Source organism: Edwardsiella sp. EA181011 (genome assembly GCF_000800725.1).
Classification (GTDB): domain Bacteria; phylum Pseudomonadota; class Gammaproteobacteria; order Enterobacterales; family Enterobacteriaceae; genus Edwardsiella; species Edwardsiella anguillarum.
In genome coordinates this window covers 2390347-2407841 of sequence record NZ_CP011364.1, presented here as the reverse complement: position 1 = coordinate 2407841, position 17495 = coordinate 2390347, and the positions used below count along the sequence as shown (strand labels likewise).

12 protein-coding genes and 1 pseudogene are annotated in these 17495 nt (G+C 61.9%); 9 read left to right on the top strand and 4 right to left on the bottom strand.

Annotation, left to right across the window (positions count from 1 at the left end; genetic code table 11):
* Positions 1 to 223 precede the first annotated feature (223 nt).
* Both QY76_RS10600 and QY76_RS10595 read left to right on the top strand, forming a co-directional pair.
* A complete protein-coding gene (locus tag QY76_RS10600) occupies positions 224 to 1594 on the top strand; it encodes a surface lipoprotein assembly modifier (RefSeq protein ID WP_045427441.1) in 1371 nt (456 codons plus the stop codon).
* A 14-nt stretch (positions 1595 to 1608) separates the two neighbouring features.
* Positions 1609 to 2550 carry a membrane protein gene (locus QY76_RS10595; RefSeq protein WP_045427438.1) on the top strand — a complete coding sequence of 314 codons (942 nt, stop codon included), beginning with the start codon at positions 1609 to 1611 and terminating at the stop codon, positions 2548 to 2550.
* Between the two features lie 488 nt (positions 2551 to 3038).
* On the opposite strand, the gene QY76_RS10590 is transcribed toward QY76_RS10595, so the two are convergent.
* The gene (locus QY76_RS10590) at positions 3039 to 4130 is read right to left on the bottom strand and encodes a nickel/cobalt efflux transporter (RefSeq protein WP_034165662.1); all 1092 of its coding nucleotides are present in this window, start codon (positions 4128 to 4130) and stop codon (positions 3039 to 3041) included.
* 118 nt (positions 4131 to 4248) lie between these two features.
* Between QY76_RS10590 and rcnR the strand changes: the two genes are divergently transcribed.
* Complete coding sequence (rcnR, locus tag QY76_RS10585; RefSeq protein ID WP_034165663.1) at positions 4249 to 4521, top strand: Ni(II)/Co(II)-binding transcriptional repressor RcnR; 273 nt, start codon at positions 4249 to 4251, stop codon at positions 4519 to 4521.
* Positions 4522 to 4621: 100 nt separating this feature from the next.
* Here rcnR and QY76_RS10580 read toward each other — a convergent pair whose 3' ends face one another.
* Positions 4622 to 5005 carry a DUF305 domain-containing protein gene (locus QY76_RS10580; RefSeq protein WP_034165664.1) on the bottom strand — a complete coding sequence of 128 codons (384 nt, stop codon included), beginning with the start codon at positions 5003 to 5005 and terminating at the stop codon, positions 4622 to 4624.
* 219 nt (positions 5006 to 5224) lie between these two features.
* On the opposite strand from QY76_RS10580, the pseudogene QY76_RS10575 reads away from it, so the two are divergent.
* Both QY76_RS10575 and QY76_RS10570 read left to right on the top strand, forming a co-directional pair.
* A pseudogene (locus tag QY76_RS10575) lies at positions 5225 to 6190 on the top strand (PLP-dependent cysteine synthase family protein); the annotation flags it as partial.
* A 26-nt stretch (positions 6191 to 6216) separates the two neighbouring features.
* A complete protein-coding gene (locus QY76_RS10570) occupies positions 6217 to 7359 on the top strand; it encodes a PLP-dependent aspartate aminotransferase family protein (protein WP_045427434.1) in 1143 nt (380 codons plus the stop codon).
* A gap of 58 nt (positions 7360 to 7417) precedes the next feature.
* Here QY76_RS10570 and QY76_RS10565 read toward each other — a convergent pair whose 3' ends face one another.
* Both QY76_RS10565 and opgC read right to left on the bottom strand, forming a co-directional pair.
* A complete protein-coding gene (locus tag QY76_RS10565) occupies positions 7418 to 9064 on the bottom strand; it encodes an alpha-keto acid decarboxylase family protein (RefSeq protein ID WP_045427431.1) in 1647 nt (548 codons plus the stop codon).
* A gap of 413 nt (positions 9065 to 9477) precedes the next feature.
* Positions 9478 to 10698, bottom strand: a complete 1221-nt coding sequence (gene opgC, locus QY76_RS10560) for an OpgC domain-containing protein (protein WP_045427506.1) — start codon at positions 10696 to 10698, stop codon at positions 9478 to 9480.
* Between the two features lie 689 nt (positions 10699 to 11387).
* Between opgC and QY76_RS10555 the strand changes: the two genes are divergently transcribed.
* The 4 genes from QY76_RS10555 to QY76_RS10540 are packed head-to-tail and all read left to right on the top strand — an operon-like array spanning position 11388 to position 17474.
* A complete protein-coding gene (locus QY76_RS10555) occupies positions 11388 to 13211 on the top strand; it encodes a glycosyltransferase (RefSeq protein WP_045427428.1) in 1824 nt (607 codons plus the stop codon).
* Position 13212: 1 nt separating this feature from the next.
* Positions 13213 to 14535, top strand: coding sequence for a DUF3131 domain-containing protein (locus tag QY76_RS10550; protein WP_034165671.1), 1323 nt, complete (start codon positions 13213 to 13215; stop codon positions 14533 to 14535).
* Between the two features lie 9 nt (positions 14536 to 14544).
* The gene (locus QY76_RS10545; protein WP_045427425.1) at positions 14545 to 16110 is read left to right on the top strand and encodes a DUF3131 domain-containing protein; all 1566 of its coding nucleotides are present in this window, start codon (positions 14545 to 14547) and stop codon (positions 16108 to 16110) included.
* Positions 16095 to 17474, top strand: coding sequence for a DUF3131 domain-containing protein (locus QY76_RS10540; protein WP_045427422.1), 1380 nt, complete (start codon positions 16095 to 16097; stop codon positions 17472 to 17474). Before QY76_RS10545 ends, QY76_RS10540 begins: the two co-directional genes overlap by 16 nt.
* Positions 17475 to 17495: the final 21 nt, after the last annotated feature.

Sequence of the window (17495 nt, the reverse complement as noted above, 5' to 3'; positions counted from 1 at the left end):
ATAAACACCAAACTTAAATTTCTTAATAGCCATAAAGTCCAGAAAAACATCCTCATCAAGTTTCATTGTCTAATCAGAGGCATTCATCACACATAATCAGCCAAACTGCGGACACTCCCCTAGCCGTTTAGCTTTGGTTTAATTTCAAAATAAATACGTATGTAATAATTTATTACCAACAAAAACATCGCTTGACCAGCGTGTATTATAAGCAATTCATTAGATGTTGATTAAAATAGAACCGCCACTTTTACAGATAGGCTCTGCTATTCTGTTAAGCATATTAACGCTGACCGCAGCGGATGCTGCCGGTGCACCTCAATCGGTAAAAGACACTTTTATCCTCTCTCAAGATGAATTAAAAACACACCCCCGGATTATTTTTCAGGGAATGATCCAGGCGGTAATCAAATCAGACGTCGCCGCTGTCAAGATCTTGCTGCCGCTTTATCAGGAGCAGCTAGGACACGATCCAAATCTGGTCGCATGGGGAAAGGCTATTTTAGCAAAAGAGGACGGTAACTATCGCCAGGCGATTCGCTATTATCGCCGCGTTATCGCCGAGGAACCACAGCTAAATATTGCCCGACTGCAGCTGGCTATCGCGCTGTTTCAGAATAAAGACCGCGCCTCTGCGCTACTGCAGTTCAATAAGCTGCGGGCCAATAGCAACGGCGAAAGAATCAATGAGATATTGGACAGCTATATCAGAGCAATACAGGGGAAAGACAGCTGGTCATTCAATGTAGGCGTTAACTATATTAATGAGAGCAATATTAATAATGCGCCAGGCGATAACGTGAAAATTGGTCAGTGGCAGGCTGAAAAACGGCAAAGTGGACAGGGCTTCTCCTACTACCTTAGCGGCAGCAAAACCTGGTCATTGCCAGAGGGACTGTTTAGCGAGATCCGCACGCTGGCCTACGGGAAATACTTCACCAACAATCATCGCTACGATCAGGCGACGGCCCGTCTGAGCGCAGGCCTGGGCCTACGCAACATCGATGCCTCCCTGCTGCTATTGCCCTTTATCGAGCGCGAATGGGCATCGGATAATCAGGCGCCCTCCCTTTCTAGCGAGGGAACATCGCCGGGGCTGCGTATTGAGACAGAATACCGTCTGAACCCACGCTGGAAAATCGACGTTGACGGTGAGAAAAGCCACACTAAAAATAAACACCACGCACAGCGTGACAGTAAAAATCATCTGCTGTCAGCAACGCTCTATTATTTTTCCAGCCCCGAGCAATTTTGGTTTTGGGGCAGTGACTACCACCGTGAAAACGTTGAACGTAAGAGCTTAGCCTTTCAGAAAATAAAATGGCGGGCGGGCTGGGGGAATGAGTGGCCGGGCGGCGTATCCAGCATCATTCAGATAAATTACGCCAACAAGTTTTACGATAGCAGCGACTTCTTCGGGATTCAGCAACGGAATAAAGAGTACGGCGCACTGATAACCCTCTGGCATCGTGATATTTATTACTTTGGTATCACGCCAAAAATCAACCTGTCATATTTTAAAAGTGACAGCAATCATCCATTTTACGAATACGATAAGAAAATGATCTTCCTGACCTTTAGTAAGCTTTTTTAACGATAGCGATAACTATGAAACCACGCTATAGCACACTCTTCTTACTCTTATCCTCTGCGCTGTTAACCGCCTGCGGTGGCGGTGGCGGTGGTGGTGGCGGCGGTGGCGGTGGTGGCGCTAGCGATGCCGCGCCGGCACAGGCCATCGCACCGGCGGCGCCCGCCTCCCAGCCGCTCGCGGTCGTACCGGCGGCGCCCGACGTTCCCCCCGTTGCGCCCGACGTTGCGCCCCCTGCCGCCGCCATCGATGAACCGGAGGCACAATACCGCGGGCTGGTGCGGGAGATCGGCCACCGTGACACCCTCAGTATATCCGGTTTTAACACTCTCAATCCCAACCGCGAGTTCACCGTTAAGGTGGAGGGAACCGATATCGCCATCGACGTCGCCCCCCTCATAAAGCGCCATGAAAAGGACAGCCGCGTCATTAACGGTCAGAAAGTCCTGACGCTGCGCGATGCCGATGGCAAGCTGGCGGGTTACTATGGCCATGTGCACACCTATACCCACCGCGAGACGGCGCAGAATGAAGACGATCAGGACCAAACAACCACCAGCCTGGTATACGCGGTCAACGTCAATGAAGGGCGCCGTCCAGAGACCCAGGCAGACTATGTGGGCACCCTGTTTTATAACCACTTCGATATCCCGCGCGAGGCCGCCATCCGTCTGCACTATCAGGACAACAAGATCACCGGCAATATCAAGGGTAGCGGTCTGGCCAGCGATATCGACTACGTTATCCGGGAGGATGGTGACAATACCGTCAGCGAGGAGGGAACCTTCGGCGCCAGACTGCACCGCGTCGGCGCGCAGCGTAACGCGGTTAACGGCCACCTGGTCGGTGGGTTCTATGGCAAAGAGGGCGAAGTCGCCGCCGGCGAGGTCAAATTTATCGATAACTATAGCGTAGAGCGCGGCGGCGTCTTCGGCGCACAGCGGGTGCAGCACGACTGATCCGGCCAGGGCATAGCGGCAGCGCCATGCCCTATGCCTCCCCATCGGCGTCAGAGGGGGAGAGGCGTGTGGCTGGCCCGCGCTGGCGTCAGGGTGTACAGCCAGCGGAAGATCAACCCGCCTTTCGATGGCGATCCCCATTATCGCACCGACGATCGCCAACCCACCATCCCGCAGAGCCACATGGCCCTATTCTGGGCCGATATCCCCATCGGCAGGCCGATCCCAGTCAATGCCGACAGATGGCACAGTTCAGCCTGCAGGAGCCGCGTTTCCGCGCCTGACCGCAGGGGCTCCCCCTGACGCCGCCGCAGACGTAACCCCCTGATGAGCCGGAAGTGCCACGCTGGCGACAGGCTCGAGCCTGCGATGAGAGCCATCGGGTGTAAAAGCGCGTCAGCCTGTGCGGCTGGCAGTCGCTGCACGCCAACCGAGCGGCGCACGCCCGCTAAGCCACTGGGAGCATCAGCGGCCTGGTGAATCGGCGCTTAGCCCACCAGGCCCCAATAGCCATGTAGCCCCATGACGATCCCCACCGCGCCGATCAGCACGCAAGAGGCGTAAGGCGCTTTCGCCGCCAGCCTCCCGAAGCCCGGCCAACGTCGGCTCGCCTGGCGGACACTCACGGCGGCGGCGACGCCGACCGCGACCAGGGTGATGGCCAGCCCGAGACTGAAACAGAGCACCATCGTCGCCCCCAGGGCAATCGCCTTAAGCTGGATGCAGATCAACAAAATGGTGATCGCCGCCGGACAGGGGATCACGCCGCCGGTCAGACCGAACAGGATGATTTGCCCATTGCTCACCGAGCGCTGGCCGGCGAAGCGCCGCTGGATCGCATCCGCATGCGCCTTGGCGTGCGCATCCCCGCCGGCCTCATCGCCCTCGTCATGATGATGATCCTCCGCTTCATGAAAGGCACAGCGCAGGCTCTGCTGCGCCCCGCAGGGCCCAAGCAGCAAACGCACAGTAAAGCTGTGCGGATCTGGGATCGCCTCTACGGATTGGTAGCCGTCCGCACAGGCGCGAAAGGTATACGGCTCGACCCTCCCCGCCCCGCGCGTGACCAGCAGCCGGATCTCACCGACGGGCCGTAACGCCCCCGTCTCGGCGCGAAGCTGGAAATAGGCTCCCTGCGCCTCATCCTGGATGGCCAGGCGTAAACGACCAGCATCACTGACGAGCGTGTGATACTGATGGGGATCATGCGGGTGGTGATGGTGCTGTTCGAGCCGGCCACGCTCCCCCTGCCAGGTGCGTAAGAACATCCAACAGGCCGTCGCCAGAATCACCCCGGCCGAGATCAGCTGCAGCCAGGGCGCTACCGACTGCGCCGTAACGCGTTGACTCAGTAAGATGCCGCCCAAAGCGATCAGCCAGACCACGGCGGTATGCGACAGCGTCGCCGCCAGCCCCAGCATCACGGCCTGACGCACCGTGCCCTTAATCGCGATGATAAAGGCCGCCATCATCGTCTTGGAGTGGCCCGGCTCCAGGCCATGGAGGATCCCCAACAGGATCGCACTGGGGATAAACCACCAGGCATTACCCTGGTGCAACAGCGAGGTGAAGGTGTCCATGCTAAGACGTCTTACTTATCAAGCGGTGGCCGCATTCTACTCCCCCCAGTATAGAATACTACCCCCAGTATGTAGGGGTGTTATAGTCCAGGCTCACCGGGGTTATCGGAGGATGCCTATGCCACACACCACCCGCGATAAAAAGCGCCTACAGACACGCGTCAATAAGATCCAAGGGCAGCTCAATGGATTGAAAAACATGCTGGATCAGCCACATGAGTGCGCAGCGGTGTTACAGCAGATCGCCGCGATCCGCGGGGCGGTCAATGGGCTGATGCGTGAGGTGATCAAGGGGCATCTTACCGAGCATATCGTGCATCAGTGCGATGAGGAGAAGCGGGAACAGGATCTGACCGTGGTACTCAACGTGCTGGATTCGTATATCAAGTGAACCGGCCCCGGCCTGGCCTCTGCCGCTGGCAAAAGCCGCCCCGCTAAAGCGAGCAGGCGTATCCGTGGATACGCCTGCGACACGGCCGGCACGCAGCGCATCAATGCATGCTGTGTGCGCTCTCGCCAGCCTGCGCGCCCTGATCCGGGTGTGCGGCCAGCCACGCCTTCATCTCCTTGATCTCTTTATCCTGAGAGGCAATGATGTTTTTCGCCAGCTGGCGCATCTGCGGATCTTTACCGTACTTCAGCTCGACCTTGGCCATCTCAACGGCGCCGATGTGGTGCGGCAGCATCCCGGCGGCGAAGGCCACATCGGGATCGTTGCTCATCATGCCCTTCATCATATCCTCATGCATGGTGCCCATGGCGCCGCGCAGCTCATGGTGCATGGCCGTCGCCTGCTCTGCTGGCAGCTCGGCCGCCAGCGCGGGGGCCGCAGCAACGGCCAGTAATAATGCGCTCGCTAACGTTATCGTTTTCATACAACGCTCCTGTTCAGTGGGATACCGTCGATAATCCTAGACCTTCCCCTAAGGGGAGAGTCAAGAGGGACTTTCGCCGCACACGCCGCCCTCCCACTCACCCGCCGCGGCGCGGCGCGCGTGACATATTCATTTCTGTTCTAACTGTTTACTTTATATTCTTTAGCGGACTAAATGCGCCACGCTATAGTCCGGACTACCGCTCACTCACCCGGGCCCATTATGATCACGGACTCCCTACTGGATTTAATTGGCAATACGCCGCTGCTGCGCCTATCGCGCTTCGATAGCGGCCCCTGCGAGCTGCTGCTGAAGCTGGAGAATCACAATCCCGGCGGTTCGATTAAGGATCGCGTCGCCCTGTCGATGATCGCCGCGGCGGAGCGCAGCGGCGCCCTGCGCCCCGGCGGAACCCTGATCGAGGCCAGCGCGGGCAACACCGGACTGGGGCTGGCGCTGATTGCCGCCCACCGGGGCTACCGCCTGATCCTGGTCGTGCCGGACAAGATGAGCACAGAGAAGATCGCCCATCTGCGGGCGCTGGACGTCGACGTTCGACTGACCCGCTCCGACGTGGGCAAAGGTCATCCTGACTACTATCAGGACTATGCCCGCCGCCTCGCCGAGCAGACGCCGGGCAGCCTGTATATCGACCAGTTCGCCAATCCGGCCAACCCCGCGGCCCACGAGGAGACCACCGCCCGCGAGCTCTGGCGCCAGACCGGCGGCCGGATCGACGCCATCGTGGTTGGCGTTGGCTCCGGCGGCACGCTCCACGGCCTGCACCGCTTCTTTTCTCGCTATTCGCCGCACACCCGCTTCATCCTCGCCGATCCCTGTGGATCGATCCTGGCCGACGCGGTGCAGCACGGCCGCCACCGGGAGGCGGGCAGCTGGCTGGTCGAAGGGATCGGCGAAGACTTTATCCCTCCGCTGATGAAGACGGAGGCGATCAGCCAGGTCTACCGCATCCCGGATCGGGAGGCGATTACCACCGCCCGAGCCCTGCTGAGCCGCGAAGGGGTACTGGCCGGCTCCTCCACCGGCACCCTGCTCGCCGCGGCGCTGCGCTACTGTCAGGCGCAGCCCCGAGCTCAGCGCGTGGTGACCTTTGCCTGCGACAGCGGCAACAAGTATCTGTCCAAGATGTTTAACCCCCAGTGGCTCAGCCAGAACCAGCTGATTTAGCCCACCGTTGTTAAGGAGACGCCATGCGTCAGTTTGCGACCCAAAGCGTACACAGCGGCAGCCATGACGACGCCTATGGCGCGGTGATGCCGCCGATTTATGCCACCTCAACCTTTGCCCAGCGCGCGCCGGGCGAACACCGCGGCTTTGAATACGCCCGCAGCGGCAACCCCACGCGCCACGCGCTGGAGCAGGCCATCGCCGAGCTGGAGGGGGGACGACAGGGCTATGCCTTTGCCTCTGGGCTAGCGGCCATCGCCACGGTGCTAGAGCTGCTGGACAGCGGCAGCCACATCATCGCGCTGGACGACGTCTACGGCGGCACCTGGCGCCTGCTGGAGAGCGTGCGCAGTCGTAGCGCCGGGCTGCAGGTCAGCTGGGTCAGCCCCGACGATCTGGCGGGAATCGAGGCCGCCATTCGGCCACAGACCAAGATGATCTGGGTGGAGACGCCGACCAATCCCCTGCTGAAGCTGGCGGATCTGCACGCTATCGCCGCGCTGGCGCGGCGCCACGATCTGCTCTGCGTCGCCGATAATACCTTTGCCTCTCCGGCGCTGCAGCGACCGCTGGAGAGCGGGTTTGATATCGTCGTGCACTCGGCCACCAAGTACCTCAACGGTCACTCCGACGTGCTGGCCGGGCTGGTCGTGGTGGGCGACAACCCGCCGCTGGCCGAGCGCCTGGCTTATCTGCACAATGCCCTCGGCGCCGTACTTGATCCGTTCAGTAGCTTCCTGACGCTGCGCGGGATCCGCACCCTGGCCCTGCGCATGGAGCGCCACAGCGCCAATGCGGGCACGCTGGCGCAGTGGCTGGCGCAGCACCCGAGCGTCGAGCGCGTCTACTATCCCGGCCTGCCCAGCCACCCGCAGTACGCGCTGGCACAGCGACAGATGCGCCACGCCGGCGGCATCATCTCCTGCGTGCTGCGCGGCGATGCCGAGCAGGTCGCTCAGCGCATCGGGCGGCTGCGTCTGTTTACCCTGGCCGAGAGCCTGGGCGGCGTGGAGAGCCTGGTATGCCAGCCCTTCAGCATGACCCACGCCTCGATCCCCCTGGCGCAGCGGCTGACGCGCGGCATCGTTCCCCAGCTCATCCGCCTGTCGGTCGGCATCGAGGATGTCGCCGATCTGCAGGCAGATCTCGCCCAGGCGCTCGACTGAGTGCCTGGGCCCTGCGCCGCGATGAAAGCGGCCATCCCCCCGATGGCCGCCCCGCACCTCAGGCGGAGTAGAGCGACGTCAGCGCGCCGTGCATCTTCTCCAGCAGCTCGGAGGTGACATACTTATCGGTGACCACCTCGATGTAGGCGCCGCAGTCACCGGCTTCGGCATGGCGGATCGCCTCATCCAGCGCCTCGCAGGTGGTCACCCGGGCGGTAAACCAATCGCGGCAGCCCAGCCCCGCCGGCAGTTGGCTGTAGTCCCACTGCGCCAGATCGTTGTAGTAGATGTCGCCGTCCTTGCACAGCATACGCTCGACCAGATAACCGCCGTTGTTCACCACAAAGATCAGCGGCTTCAGGCCAAAGCGATAGAACTGGCCGATCTCCTGCGCCGTCATCTGGTGCGAGCCTTCGCCGGTGATCAGGATGGTGCGTTTCTCTGGCTCCGCCATCGCGACGCCGAATGCCGCCGGCGTCGCCCAGCCGATAGAGCCCCACAGGGTCTGCTGATAAAACACGGCGCCCTGCGGCATCCGGGCGAAGGCCAGCCCCATGGAGGTGGTGCCGGTCTCCGCCACCAGCCGATCGTTCGGCTTCAGCATCTGCTGCCAGCGTGCGTAGAGGTACTCCGCGGTCAGCCTGCCGCTGCCGCTCACCGCGGGGATCCCCTGAGCCGCCGGCATATCGTGGCGGCGGGCCCGGCGGGTCACCCGCCCCATCAGTCCGCTCAGCACATCCTTCATCAGCACGTTCTCATAGACCGACTGACCGATACCAACCGAGGCCGGCTCCACGCTGATGCACTGCGCCTCGTCCAGGCGCGAGGTAAACGCCCCGGTGTTAAAGTCGCTCATGATGGTGCCGATTTTCAGTACGCAATCGCTGCTCTCCACAAACTGGCGCACCCGTTGGTCCATCAGTTGGCCGACATACATTCCAACGTAGTTCGGATGGGACTCATCGATCACGCACTTATCCATCATCATGGTGGCAAACGGCAGGTTAGCGGCGTCGATCAACGCCGTCGCCGCCCTCTGTGCGCCGTGGCGGGCCAGATAAATCCCCGGCAGCACGCAGACACTATCGCTGTTATTCAGGCGCGCGGCGATAACATCGATCACCTCATTCAGGACCCGTGGATCGCTGACGGGTGCGGGCGCCGCCGGTACGCGGCTCTCCACGACCGGCATCGTGGCGTAATCGCTGGGGAAAGCCATATACACCGGCTTACGGTAGCGCAGCGCCGCCGCGATCAGGCGCTCGGTCTCTGCGATGCAGTTTTCCGGCGTCATAATGGCGCGGGCGCAGACGAAGGAGGCCGTGGCCTCATAGAACGGCGTAAAATAGCCGTTGCCCAGCGTATGGTGCACGCACTCTCCCCGCGCCTGGACATGACTTGCCGGCATGCCGACCAGATGGAACAGCGTGACCGACTCGGCGCAGGCGCCGGCGATGCCGTTTATCGCGCTTAGCTCACCCACGCCAAAGGTGGTACTCAGCGCGGCCAGGCCACGGGTGCGGGCGTAGGCATCGGCCGCATAGGCGGCGTTCAGCTCATTGCAGTTGCCTATCCAGCGCAGACGTTTGTCCGCACAGATGGCGTCCTCAATCGGGAAGGCATAATCCCCCGGAACGCCGAAAATGTCATGAATCCCCAACTCATATAGCCGTGACAGTACATATTCGATAACCGTTGTAGACATAATAAATTCCTGTTTTAGCAGATGACTCAATAGACGTTCACGCTTTACTGATAATATTTGGCCGGAGGAAAAAGAATAACAACCAGTTATTTCCGTTAAGGCTATAGGAAAAAATATATTTGTATTATTAATTAACCTTTGCTGATACGGAGAAAAATAAAATCACGTTTCGCCATCCTTTATCCAGCGCACCCACACGACGCGCAGTCCGCCAAAAACAGTGACGACGATCACAGGAAATCCCCGCGTGACGCGGCCTGCGCCCCGCCTGCTGACGTACGGTGCCGGGCCGCCCTGAACGCACCGCAAATATCGGACATTGCGCTATGCCTTATCGCTATTTTAGATAGAGCAAAAGATGACCGCCGCCCGAAATGCTAAATCGCGTGGCGGCGCCGGCGTAAACGCCCCTATCAGTTGGGGACAATCCGCCGCAGAATGCCGAAGCGGGCCATCAGCCACAGCACCGCCAGCGCTAGGCCATGGGTCAGCGTATTCTCCAGCCAGGCATGCTGCCAGAGGCCGAAGCGCACCCACTGGCTAATCGCCATCACGACATACAGATGCAGGATAAAGACATACAGCGAGTTCTGCCCCATCAGAATAAAAAACCAGCCGACGGCGCGGCTGATGGGCAGCCACAGATAGCTCAGCAGCAAATACAGGGCCAGCAGCAGGCAGGCGTCATTCACCACTCGCAGCAGCCCCAGCTCATTCTTTCCCGCCAGCACGTTGTTGATATAGTCAAAGCGGTAGTCAGGCAGCACATGCAGAAAAAAGCGGGCGGGGATAAAGGGGTTGGTATTATTCTGAATGACGAAGAACAGCACCAGAAATACGGCTATCATCAGACCGATAACCCGTTTCCCGGGCAGCGTTTTCGCCAGCGACTGCAGCTCGCCCTTATACCAGCCGCACATCACCCCCAACGTATAGATAAACTGCCAGGCCAGCGGGGGAAAGGCATACTCGAACTGCGCATCGATAATATCTACGGGATACAGCTGGTAGGCGATATACAGCTCCAGCGAAATAATAAACAGCGCACCGCCGTATCCCCGCTGCAGCATCCACACCACCAGCGGGGTTCCCAGCAGCAGATAAAAATAGAGCCCCAGGATCTGCGTCTGCTGCGGCCCTATCTGTAAAAAGAGGATCTGGTTAAACCAGGCTTCGCGCGACTGCGCGGCAATCGGATAAAGGGAGTAGATCAGCTCATCGTGACGCTGGGTAAAATGGGTTACTTCAAAGCTATTGAGCCACGGCAGCTGGCTGAGGGCCAGCACCGACACAATGATCACGATATTCACCGCATACAGCGTCGCCGCCCGGCGCAGCAGGGAGTAGGAGACGGTCGCCATATCACTGTGCTGCAGCTGGCGGCGCTTGGTCTGCCCCAGCACAAAGCCGGACAGAATGACAAAGATTTCGGCGCCGGTGGTAAAGCCAAAGCGCTCCGAGGTAAACAGGTTAAAGACAGAGATAATCTCAACGTGCGTGACGATCATCAGCATCAGCGCCATGCCGCGCATAAAGTCGATGCGCAGATCGCGCGGGCCGTCCGGCACATAGCGCCAGCGGCGCAGATACCCAAGCCCCTTTCCCCCTTCTCTGCGTATCCCCGTCATCAGCATGGCACTCTTCACCCACTCAGCTCCGCCGCCCTCTTTGCAGTGTAGAAACAGCGTGAAAAAAAGCCAACTCACGCGGGCTGCGCGAAGTGGCACCGGAGACGCGCCGGCGATCGGCGCCAGGCGACGCTCGACTGGAAGATGGGGGCGGCCAAGGCCCGGCGTCTGGCCCGCGAGATCGGGCTCGATACCGGCCGGCAGCCCGAAGAACAGGCCGTGGGTCGCGCCGCTGACGAGGAGCATCCCTATCGGTTCGCCCTTCTGGACATGCCGCCCCTCATACACCGTCACACATCCCGACCGCCATCAAGCAACCCCATGGTTGCCGAGCGCGGCAGGCATCCCGCCTCCCAGGCGATCAGAAATCCGCGCCGCCTATCGAAGCCGGCGCGCACGCTCCTGCGGCGGCGCCTTAAAAGCCTCCTCTGCGCCACGCTATTTTATAAAATATTCCCTTTCATCAGCGCCGTGGCGTAATCCTGTGGGCGCCCGGCGCCGGGGCGGGGAGCGCCCTTTCCGCCGCGCCCCGCCTGACGGGGCGCGCCTGCCTGCCGTAGTCGCGCCCGATCGGTATAGGGCATCGTCATCGGTGCGAACGATTTATCCCGCCCGTCGCCTTGTCGCCGCTTAAGCCTACGCTACACTGATACGGTAAAGCGCTGTCATCATGCGATGGATCCGGGGAGACTGCCATGCACTTTTATTTTTCACCGTTTGAAGCGCGGCGTCCCCCGCCCCCTCTGATCAACCATCCCTGGATAAACTTTCTCTGGCAAATGCTGATCGTGGCGGCCCTGCTGCTGGGGGCCAACTATATTCGCTGGCGCTGGATGGACTCCCTCAATTACGATGCGCTCTGGTACTCCGTGCCGCTGGCGCTGGCCGAAACCCTGGCCTATATCGGCACCTGTCTGTTTACCATCAACCTCTGGCAGGTGCGGGATCCCCTGCCGCACCCGGCCCCCAGCGATATCCGCCAGTGTCTGGCCGACCCTGGGGAGATCGCACCGCGCCCGCTGAAGGTCGACCTGTTTATCGCCACCTACTCTGAAGACCCCGAGCTGGTGCGTATCTCCATTCAGGATGCCAAGCGGATCGACTACCCGCACCCCCTGGAGTATAAAATCCACGTGCTGGACGATGGACGCCGCGACGCCATGCGCCAGGTGGCCGAGCAGGAGGGCGTCAACTACCTGACCCGCGACAATAACGCGGGCTTCAAGGCCGGCAACCTGCGTAACGGCATTGAGCAGACCGACGGCGACTTTATCGTCATTTGCGACGCCGACACCCGGGTCTTTCCCACCCTGCTGACACACACCCTGGGCTATTTCTGCGATCCGAACGTCGCCTGGGTGCAAACCCCGCAGTGGTTTTACGATCTGGCGCAGGGCACGCCGCTGCCGCGCTGGCTGGAGCACCGAGCCGGGCGCGTCGGCGCGCTGACCGGGCGACTGATCGAGCGGCTGGTCGGTCCCCTGCGCGTCGGCGAAGATCCCTTCATGAACGATCCGCAGATGTTTTACGACGTGATCCAGCGTCGCCGCAACTGGGCCTATGCCTCGTTCTGCTGCGGCGCGGCCTCGCTGCACCGGCGTGAGGCCATCATGCAGACCGCCCTGCGCCAATACGCGATGGATATCGAATACGAGATCGATCGCCATACCCACACGGTGACAGATCCGCAGCTACGCCGGGATCTGCAGCAGGCCATGCTACCCCACGTCGCCTATGATATGGAGCTGATGCCCTACCGTTTTCACGTCTCGGAGGATATCTATACCTCGATCATGCTGCACGGCGACCTTGAGCACCCCTGGCGCTCCGTGCTGCACCCGCAGGTCGAGTCCAAAATGCTCTCTCCGCAGGATCTGCAGACCTGGATGATCCAGCGCTTTAAATATGCCGCCGGTTCGCTGGATATTCTGCTGCACGACGGCGTGCTGCACAGCCGGCAAATCCGCCTGTCGCTGGCGCAGAAGCTGCTGTATGGCGCCACCTTCTGGTCCTATCTGGCCTGCCTCTGGAACCTGATTTTCCTGATCGCGCCGCTGATTTATCTGTTCAGCGGGATCCCGCCGCTCTCCACCTACTCCACTCCGTTCTACCTGCACTTCGTGCCATACCTGGTGCTGTGTGAGCTGGCGTTTATGTTCGGCACCTGGGGGATCTCCTCCTGGAACGGCAAAGCCAGCTACCTGGCCCTGTTCTCCATGAATCTCCGGGCGCTGGATACCGTGCTGCGCGGGGAGAAGATCCGCTTTCGCGTCACGCCCAAGGAGCGTCAGCAGGGCAACTTTCTCAGCCTGATCAAGCCACAGTTGGCCATCGTCGCCCTGACCCTACTGGGTCTGGCCTGGGGCGCGCTCCAGCTGACGCTGGGGAACATCCGCGATCCCTCCGGCTATATCATCAATATTTTCTGGGGCGGCATGAATATCCTGGCCATGCTGCCGATGATCAGCGCCGCCCTCTGGCAACCGCCGGCGGAAGACGCCGCCGGCGGGGAGCGCTGATATGACGTTATCGACCCACCTGCAGCGCGCCAGAAGCTATATCGCCACGCTGTGCGGCTTTCTGCTGGCCCTCGCTATCGTGATCCATATCGAGCGCCACCAGCCGCCGCCGCCCATTCCGCTGACCCTGCAGACCCTTGGCAGCGACTTTCCCCAGCTGCCCGCGCCGCGCGGCCTGAGCTTTCAGGAGGCCATCTGGGCGCGCATCGCCTGGCAATACTTCATCAATAACACCCAGCCCAGCGGCCTGGTCAACGCCGTCGATCGCCAGCCCTACGCCAGCCTGTGGAGCAGCGGCGATCAGCTGATGGCGCTGATGGCCGCCCAGCGGCTGGGGATCATCGGACGGGCCGAGCTGGATCGGCGCCTGAACGCGACGCTGCAGGCGCTTGCCGCCCTGCCGCGCTCGGCGCAACGCATGCCCTGGCAGTTCTACCACAGCGCCACCCTGCAGCCCCTGGCGCCGCAGGCAGATGACGGGGTCACCTGGTCCGCCAGCGACATCGGGCGACTGCTCGGCGCGCTGCAGATCTGCGCCGCCCGCTATCCCGAACACGGCGCGGCGATCAACCGTCTGCTCGCCGACTGGCCGCTGGCGCAGATGTTTCGCCAGCGCCCCTATGCCCCCTTCGCCCTGCGTGATACCCCGCGCTGGCGCCTGCTCTCGCTGAATGACCGCCCTGGGCTCGGCTACCGTCTGTACGCCCAGGCGACGCTGGGCGGTATCACCCCCGACGCCGCCATTACGCTGCAGCAGCCGCTGAGCGATCAGCCCACCGTCAATATCGACGGCATGGTGCTGCCCTACGATGCGCTGATCACCCTGCGCCAGACCGACCACCCGCTGATCCTCGTTCAGCCCTACATCCTAGCGGCACTGGAGTATGGATTCAGCCTCGACAATGCGGCGGTCACCTGGCGCACGGTGCTGGCGCAGGAGAGCCGCTATAACCCGCAGACGGGCAAAAACTTTATCTTTGACGATCGCGAGTCGCCCACGCTCGCCGCGCTGAGCGTCCGCCCCACGACCACGCCGCCCCCGCTGCTGTTTTCGGCCAAGGCCGCCTTCGGCTGGTACGCCCTGCTGGGCACCCCGTGGAGCGAACGGCAGCGACAGCAGGTTCTGCCGCTGCTGCAGCCTGGCCGCGGGTGGCATGACGGCCTTCGCCTGGACGGCAGCGTCAGTCCAACCCTGAGCGCCGCCACCAACGCCCTAATCCTGGAAAGTCTGCTATACCAAATACAGGGACCGCTGCGCTGCGCCTACTGCCAGCCCGACGATCCGCCGCTCTCCGCCCCCCCTGCGGGAATACAGATGCAATAAGGAATGCCTATGTCACTGCCCATGCCGCACCCACGTTCCCTCCTGCGCCTGATCGGCTTGCTGTGGCTGGCGCTGCTGCTGATCCTGGGCGGCGCCGCCGCGCGAGCTGAAACCATTCTGCCGGCGGCCGGCTACCCGCCGCGCCACGGCGATCTGACGCCGCAGGAGATGGCGGTCGCCCAGAAGGCCTGGTCCTACTTTGTCACCAACTATCAGCCGGCTACCGGGCTGGTCAACGCGGCCAACGCCTACCCCTCGACCACCATGTGGGATACGGCGTCGTACATGGCGGCGCTGACGGCGGCGCGCGAGCTGGGGCTGGTGGATAAAGCCACCTTCGATCAGCGCATGATTAAGCTGCTGGCCACCCTGAATAACCTGGACCTGTTTCAGGGACAGGCGCCGAATAAGGCCTATAACACCCTGACCGCCCAGAAGGTGAACTATATCAACCAGCCGGGCGAAATCGGCTACTCCGCGCTGGATCTCGGGCGCATGCTAATCTGGCTGAAAATCATCAAAGATCGCTATCCCGAATATGCCAACGATATCGACAATCTGGTGCTGCGCTGGGACTTTAGCCATATCATCGATCCCTGCGGTACCCTGTATGGCGCCGTGCTGGACGGCAAAAATCAGCCGCTCTACGTGCAGGAGGGGCGCCTGGGCTACGAGGAGTACGCCGCCGCCGGCTTCCAGCTGTGGGGGTTTAACACCTGTCAGGCCTCCCGCGCAGAGCCCTACCAACTGGCCGATATTTACTGCGTCCTGGTCCCCTACGATGCGCGCGATCCCCGACCGAGCCAGCAGCACAACTATGTCACCACCGAGCCCTATGTGCTGTATGGCATGGAGTTGGGCTGGAATAAGGCCGGCGCCGCGCGCCCGGCCGATGGCAAGGAGAACCACCCGTGGATGCATGACTTCGCCAACCGCGTCTATCAGGCGCAGGAGAACCGCTACCAGATAGCCGGCATCGTGACCGCCCGCTCCGAGCACCAGCTGGATCGCGCGCCCTACTTCGTCTATGACACGGTCTTCTCCGACGGCTACGACTGGAACACCATCACCGACAAAGGGGTATACACGCCGGAGGATGCAGCCGTCTCCCTGAAGGCGGCGCTGGGCATGTGGGCGCTGTGGCAGTCGCCCTATACCGATCTGCTGTTCAGCACCATTGAGAATGCCAACGACGCCGCCAAAGGCTTTTACGAGGGGCTGTACGAAAACGGCAGCGGTCCGATCCGTGAATTCACCGCCAACAACAACGGCATCATGCTGGAGGCCCTACTGTTTAAAAAACAGGGCAGCCTGTTCAGCGCCCCCGCGCCCGCCGGCGGCGATGGCGTCGCCCCGTCGCTGTGGGATAAAACCCTGCTGAACGCCTTTGATGAAAGCAACCGGACCCATAATCGACCCTACCTGTCGGCGACACCCCACCAGAACAGCTGGTGTAAACAGCAGGGGATCGCCCTGCGCGCCGCGCCGGCCTGCCCGAGCTGCCAGTGTGCTGCCTGCACCCTGGACGCCCCCATCCAACTGCCGCCGGTCAGCGCATCATGCTTAAAACCCTGATCGGCGCGGCCGCGATCGCTATCCTGGCGCTGACGGCCTGGTCGCTGTCGGCGCCGCCGACGGCGCTGGAGACGGGCTGGCGCTACCTCAGCCAGGGAGGCTGGCACCACGCGGGCCGGCTGGGGCAGCTTACCCCCGAAGAGCGCCAGTGGGCGACTATCGCCTGGCGCTATTTCCAGAACAACACCCAGCCCGACACCGGGCTGGTCAACGGCCAGGACAACTATCCGCTGACCACCCCAGCGCAGATGGGCGATACCCTGGTGGCGCTGGTCGCGGCGCAGCGGCTAGGGCTGCTGGAGGCCGCGGAGTTTGACCGGCGCCTCTCCGCGCTGCTGGCCACCCTCTCCCGCCTGCCTTTAAACGGCGCCGGATTGCCCAACCGCTACTACGACAGCCAGCGGCTGACCATGGTGAACGGGGCGCGCCAGCCCGCCGACGACGGCTGGTCGGCCGGCGACATCGCCCGCCTGCTGCTGGGGCTGCGGCTGGTCACGCTGGCGGCGCCGCAGTACGGCGGCTTTATCGATCGCATCGTCATGGGGTGGAACTTCTGCCCTATGCTGACCCCGCAGGGGGCGCTGCAGGACGGCGAGTGGCGGCAGAATCGCTGGCAAACCCGCCCTATCGCCAATCTGGCCCAAAGCCAATACGCCGCCGCCGCGATGGGGCTGTGGGGCTTTGATGCCCCGCTCAGCGCAGCGCCGCCCTATAAGCGCGCCATCATCGGCCCCAATCCCATCGCGACGGCAGACCGGGATCCCCGCCTGGGCGGCGGCAACCTCAGCGTCGACTCGCCCCCCTATCTGCTGGCCGGTCTGGAGTTCAACTGGTCGCCACCGGGCAAGGCTTCGCTCACCCTGCAGGATCTCAGATCGCGGGCCCAGTCGGTATACCAGGCGCAGGCCTGGCGCTGGCAGCACGACGGTATCCTGACGGCGCGCGCAGACTATGCGCTCAACCGCGCGCCCTGGCGGGTCGATAACGCCGTCTTCGCCAACGGCTATCCCTGGAACGTCCTGACGGAGGGGGGAGAGTACCGCCCCGAGCTGGCATTGACCGCGACCCGGGCGCTGTTCGGCCTGTGGGTGCTATGGGACAGCCCCTATACCGATGCCCTGATGCAGCTGGGGCGCTGGCCGCGGGACGATCGGCGCGGCTGGTACGAAGGGCGCTTTGAGCGCAGCGGCGAATACAATCCGGTGATGACGCTCAGCACCAACGCCATGGTGCTGGAGTCTCTGCTGTATAAGCAGAACAACGGCCCGCTGATCGACCGCCTGCCGCCGCCCGGCTATCTGGAAAGCCAGCTGCGCGAGCCCCTGAACTGGCCGCGGCGCTGTCTGCCCCAGGAAGGACGTTAACGTTACCACGCCAAGGAGCGC

Excerpts from the sequence above, each read along its gene's own strand:
- QY76_RS10600 (WP_045427441.1), top strand. The coding sequence starts at position 224 with ATGTTGATTAAAATAGAACCGCCACTTTTACAGATAGGCTCTGCTATT.
- QY76_RS10595 (WP_045427438.1), top strand. The coding sequence starts at position 1,609 with ATGAAACCACGCTATAGCACACTCTTCTTACTCTTATCCTCTGCGCTG.
- QY76_RS10590 (WP_034165662.1), bottom strand. The coding sequence starts at position 4,130 with ATGGACACCTTCACCTCGCTGTTGCACCAGGGTAATGCCTGGTGGTTT.
- rcnR (WP_034165663.1), top strand. The coding sequence starts at position 4,249 with ATGCCACACACCACCCGCGATAAAAAGCGCCTACAGACACGCGTCAAT.
- QY76_RS10580 (WP_034165664.1), bottom strand. The coding sequence starts at position 5,005 with ATGAAAACGATAACGTTAGCGAGCGCATTATTACTGGCCGTTGCTGCG.
- QY76_RS10570 (WP_045427434.1), top strand. The coding sequence starts at position 6,217 with ATGCGTCAGTTTGCGACCCAAAGCGTACACAGCGGCAGCCATGACGAC.
- QY76_RS10565 (WP_045427431.1), bottom strand. The coding sequence starts at position 9,064 with ATGTCTACAACGGTTATCGAATATGTACTGTCACGGCTATATGAGTTG.
- opgC (WP_045427506.1), bottom strand. The coding sequence starts at position 10,698 with ATGCTGATGACGGGGATACGCAGAGAAGGGGGAAAGGGGCTTGGGTAT.
- QY76_RS10555 (WP_045427428.1), top strand. The coding sequence starts at position 11,388 with ATGCACTTTTATTTTTCACCGTTTGAAGCGCGGCGTCCCCCGCCCCCT.
- QY76_RS10550 (WP_034165671.1), top strand. The coding sequence starts at position 13,213 with ATGACGTTATCGACCCACCTGCAGCGCGCCAGAAGCTATATCGCCACG.
- QY76_RS10545 (WP_045427425.1), top strand. The coding sequence starts at position 14,545 with ATGTCACTGCCCATGCCGCACCCACGTTCCCTCCTGCGCCTGATCGGC.
- QY76_RS10540 (WP_045427422.1), top strand. The coding sequence starts at position 16,095 with ATGCTTAAAACCCTGATCGGCGCGGCCGCGATCGCTATCCTGGCGCTG.